The organism is Brunnivagina elsteri CCALA 953, assembly GCF_002289455.1.
GTDB classification, from domain to species: domain Bacteria; phylum Cyanobacteriota; class Cyanobacteriia; order Cyanobacteriales; family Nostocaceae; genus Brunnivagina; species Brunnivagina elsteri.
The window spans coordinates 1-4,189 of sequence record NZ_NTFS01000495.1 but is presented as its reverse complement, the minus strand read 5'-3'; the positions used below and the strand labels follow the sequence as shown (position 1 = coordinate 4,189).

4 protein-coding genes are annotated in these 4,189 nt (G+C 36.1%); 1 reads left to right on the top strand and 3 read right to left on the bottom strand.

The genetic code is table 11. The features are described 5' to 3' along the window. Positions 1-135: 135 nt before the first annotated feature. A complete protein-coding gene (gene pirA, locus CK510_RS32430; RefSeq protein ID WP_169927034.1) occupies positions 136-291 on the top strand; it encodes an arginine synthesis PII-interacting regulator PirA in 156 nt (51 codons plus the stop codon). 316 nt (positions 292-607) lie between these two features. On the opposite strand, the gene CK510_RS27075 is transcribed toward pirA, so the two are convergent. The 3 genes from CK510_RS27075 to CK510_RS27065 form a co-directional block, all read right to left on the bottom strand. Further along, the gene (locus CK510_RS27075; protein WP_095724608.1) at positions 608-2,035 is read right to left on the bottom strand and encodes a sugar transferase; all 1,428 of its coding nucleotides are present in this window, start codon (positions 2,033-2,035) and stop codon (positions 608-610) included. Between the two features lie 268 nt (positions 2,036-2,303). Beyond that, complete coding sequence (locus tag CK510_RS27070) at positions 2,304-3,086, bottom strand: WecB/TagA/CpsF family glycosyltransferase (protein ID WP_095724607.1); 783 nt, start codon at positions 3,084-3,086, stop codon at positions 2,304-2,306. A 105-nt stretch (positions 3,087-3,191) separates the two neighbouring features. Continuing rightward, on the bottom strand, positions 3,192-4,189 hold a 998-nt coding region (locus CK510_RS27065; protein WP_342746007.1), incomplete at its 5' end, for a glycosyltransferase family 2 protein.

The window sequence follows — 4,189 nt, the reverse complement described above, 5'->3', positions numbered from 1 at the left end:
ACATGAATAAAGTATTTTCCAAACTAAATATATTATAAAGAGCATTTATTCTGTAACAACCGTTACTAAATCTATGCTATGTTAGTAATACATGACATAGACATAGATATTGATAATAGTAAAGAGGTTAAATTTATGATTCACAACAGAGTCGAAGCTGCTAAAAAAGCCCAAGAAGCTCACAAACAGAACATTTTAAGAAGTTTAGAGCATCGTTTGGAAGTCGCGAGAGCCAAAAGTGATGATAATTTGGTTCGTCAAATCGAAGCTGAAATCAGATATTTCGGGTAAGTCAATAGTTAGTTCTATATATTTTTGTATTTTTAAAGCCTGTAGTATATGTACTATGGGCTTTTTTATTTTTGGTATTAACTAAATTTCCAACTTCTTGGAGGATACTTTTGGCTAATCAGAAGTGATAACCCCTACATAAAGATTTTTCGTTATCCAAAGATATTGTAGGGGAGAACGGCTGTTCGCCCTTACTAAACCTGTTGATTTTTACAAATCTGTCAAAGATTTCTATATGGGAGTTATTCAGTTGAGTAAAATTCAACATTCAAAATTCTTAATTCTAATTCCTGAATTCTAATTCCTGAATTCTAATTTAATAAGCTCCTTTCTTCTGAAACACAACTCCAACCGTTTGAAACAAAATTTTCAAATCCATCAAGATTGACCAATTTTCAATGTAAGTAATATCCAACTTTACCCCATCTTCAAAATTTTCGATATCCGAACGACCAGAAACTTGCCATAAACCAGTAATACCAGGCAGAACTTCTTGACGAATAAAGTGCATTTTCTGGAATCGTTCAACATCTCGAACTGGAAGTGGACGAGGACCAACTAAACTCATTTCCCCAAATAAAACATTAAACAATTGTGGTAATTCATCCAAACTATAACGACGTAAAAACTTACCAATTTTGGTAATACGGGGGTCGTCTTTCAACTTAAATAACACCCCATCCTTGATTTCATTCTTCGCTTCTAATCCAGCTTGTAACTTCTCTGCATTAGTCACCATCGTGCGAAATTTCCAGATTTTAAACTTTTTACCATGTAATCCAATCCGGTCTTGCTTAAAGAAAACTGGACCACGAGAATCCAACTTAATCAGTACAGAAATAGTCAGATAAAGAGGTGAGAAAGCCATTAATAGAACACTTGAAGAAACGAGGTCAAAAATTCGTTTCACCCAAAAATCACTACCTGCAAGAATAGGTGCAGGAATAGTCAAACAAGGAACATCCCCCAACATCCACATGACCGATTTTGGATGATATTGTTCATGCTTTGTTGGTAATATCCGAATCGTAATCCCAGCAGTGTAGAAATGCCAGCAAATATACAAGCGATTCTTGATACAACTCCAAGACACAAAAGCCTCAGCCACACCCAATTCACGTAAGTATGCAAAAGTGCGATCGCGATTGCGTAAATCTAGACTACTAGAATCAGCGACACCTAAAACAGTATAGCAATTCTGCTTTTCAACTAAGCAAATTTGTTCTTCCTGCTCCTCTTTATCAGTGATGAGGAAAACTGAATGACGTACAGAACCTTGACTGCGAAGTCTATTTGTAACAACATCAAAAAGGAATCTAGCAGTACAAATAAAAGCAATACTCAGCAACCAAGAAAGTAGAAAAGTGGAACGAGAAATATATGATTCAGGTGCGTAGAGAAAGCCAATTAAAAGTAATAGAACTTCAGACAGTGAGATAGCTTTAATTAGACGAGTGTAATTACGTCGGTTAATACCCGCTTTATAAAGTCCTGAGGTTAAGAAGATAGAGATTCCCACGCTAACATTTAACATTAAAAATGATACTTCTTGAGTCCAAACTGACTCAATTGGAGTACCATAATATATCGCTAATTTCCACGCTAAAACTAGCGATAGGGCATCCAAAATTACTAAAGAAATTACTCGCAGTAATCTAACAATTAATCCTCGTTGAATTTGAGTACCTTTGCCAGACCTTAAATCTGGTTTAAAGCCAATAACTGATAGCGATTTAGATACCATGATTCACACACCATTTATATTTTTTGCATGTCCAATTGAAATACATATCTCTAGCCAAATAGGAACAAACATTATTAAGGTTGTCAGGTTGAAAATGACAGTTCAAACTTCAGTCGAAAAGGAAACACAATAAAATGCTGAATAAATCAGAATTCAGAGTACTCACGAACCAAAAAGCAAGCAACAGAAATCAGGACGAAATCAGAATACCTAGAAAAATGAAAGTACTAGAAAATCAAAGTAAGCAGATAAATTACAGTACTCAATACTAAATACTCAGAATTTCTCGTAAGAATAATGTGGCAACAAACCACGGTTCTAATAAGTAACGCTTCCAAAGTCTTTTTGGCTCACTTACTAGACGATATAGCCATTCCAAACCAAATCTACCCATCCAACGAGGAGGAGTGGGAACAGTTCCAGCTATGTAGTCTATGCAAGCTCCACTAGTCAGAATTGCATTGGCATGGATATCTTCTAAATTGTCACTAATCCAATACTCTTGACGAGGCATTCCCATTCCCACCATCAATATGTGGGGTTGATAGGTTGCGATCGCGGATAAAACTGCCTGATTCTCTGGACTATCCTTGCGAGCTTCTATGTATCCGTGGGCACAAGCAATCTGTAACCCTGGAAAGCGATCGCGTAGAATTCTGACTCCTTTGTCTGCCACTCCTGGTTTAGAACCAAGGTAAAAAATGCGCCAACCTTGTCTTGTAGCTTCTGCCATCAATGGATTTACCCAATCAACATAAGTGACTCGCTGTTGCCGTTGTAGTGGATAACCAAGCAACTTTCCAAACATCACCAAGGGCATTCCATCGATATGGGTATATTCAGCCTTAGTGTAGAATGTACGCATTCTCGCATCGTGATGATACAGATAGAGGCTGTGTAAATTGTGATTAGCAATAATCCATTTCCGGCTTTGCTCCACTGATTCTGCGATTACAGAGTTGAGTTCGGGAATGGAAAGTGCATCAATTTGTATCCCTAAAAATTTGTAGTGAGTAGATACACGAGGAATTTTCGTTTGAATTTGCTTCATTTTTTACACTTTAGTGATATATGAATTGAAACAATAAAAATAAACCTTCAAAGACAAATGCTTTAAAGGTTTATTAGAAGGAATATATTTATTGATAGGAAAGATTTAGCTCATACGGGATAAGGGTTGACGTAGCATCCGCATTAAATACTTTACTCCTTCATATCCTTTAACTCCTAATAAAGTTTGAAGCGCGATCGCAATACTCAAACGCCAAAAATCAATAGAAAAAATCTGTTGAGGATAATGTGCGATCGCTTGATTGCGAAACTCAATAGCTTGTGGATAATTGTGATTCTTAAGTGCTGTCCAAGCAAAGTAAAGATACCAAGTACCATAACTTTTACCTCGAAGATGAAGTAGTTCTGTTGGCATTGAACTGTAAGTTTTCTCAATAACCTTTCGGATACCTTCGAGCATGGACTGACAATTTCTAGACTTACTATTAGAATGCTGTCGATATCTAATCAAAGGTTCTTTGACCACTCCAAAATGATAATGTATACCTATACGTATCCACATATCGACATCTTCAGCAAACTTAATATCTACATCAAATAAACCCACTTTATCAAAACAAGTACGTCGAATCATTGGTGAACTACCGGAGGCAATAAAAGCATTACAGACTTCCGTCACTGTTCTTCGCACGTCACCTTCGATACTGTTATTGATAATTTTATTGAGAAAATTACCATTTTCATCAATTAAAGCTGTCCAGGTATCGACCAAACCGACTAAAGGATGGGAGTCTAAATAATTGACTTGTTTTTCTAATTTGCTTGCTTCCCAAATATCATCAGCATCTATAAATGCAATATACTCACCTGTTGAGTTTAAAATTCCAGTGTTGCGTGCAGCAGCAAGTTCTTGATTCTGTTGTGAAATTAGTCGAACACGATCGTCGATAATTTGGTTAGCCCACTCAGAAATATTGTCACTACTTCCATCATCAACAATCACAACTTCAAAATCGGTAAATGTTTGCTTTAAAACACTTTCCAGGGTTTCAGGAAGATATTTCATTGCATTATAAGCAGGAATGATTACAGAAACCTTAGGCATAATTTTAAAAAATCTGATAAATAAAGTTATAACTACAC